Below are 618 nucleotides of genomic sequence, written 5' to 3' on the forward strand. Positions count from 1 at the left end.
CTAGTGCTTCGATTCTTAATTAATTCCTCTTTCTTTTATATTATAATTTTTCCAGGCATTTCATCTCTTTCTTCTATTTTATATTTCCATTTAAAAATTACTGGTTTTTCGTTAATCTGGTCTATATATTGACTAATTCTTTCCCTTAATTCCGTTATTGATTCTACTCTTATTCTTCTCAGCAAGCTTCTTGCCATTTTACTGAAAAAACTTTCAATAATGTTTAGCCACGAAGCATGTTTGGGTGTGAATATAAATTCAAACTTATCTGGAACAGTTTCCAGGTATTCTCGAGTTTCTGCTGATGTATGCACTTTATAATTATCCATTAGAATTTTGATTTTTTCTTTTGGATAAATTAGCTCAAGTTCTTTAAGGAATTGTATAAATTCCCAGCTTTGATGTTTTTCAAATATTTTATAGTGAATTCTTCCTGATATCAAATCAATTCCAGCTAATAGTGAAAGAGTTCCATGTCTTTTGTATTCATAATCTCTTGCTATTGTAGAATAATGCCCTTCTACCGGCATTAGATCTGGGTAAACATTTCCAATTGCTTGAATGCCTGGTTTTTCATCGTAGGAAATAATCACTGTATTAATTTCTTCTTTTTTTACT

Annotated in this window: 1 protein-coding gene; it reads right to left on the reverse strand. The window is 29.9% G+C overall.

Features of this window, described 5'->3' with window-relative positions:
* Positions 1–35 precede the first annotated feature (35 nt).
* A partial coding sequence (locus tag ASJ81_RS14850; protein ID WP_141241752.1) for an IS630 family transposase occupies positions 36–618 on the reverse strand: 583 nt, incomplete at its 5' end.

Source organism: Methanosarcina spelaei (assembly GCF_002287235.1).
GTDB classification, from domain to species: Archaea; Halobacteriota; Methanosarcinia; order Methanosarcinales; family Methanosarcinaceae; genus Methanosarcina; species Methanosarcina spelaei.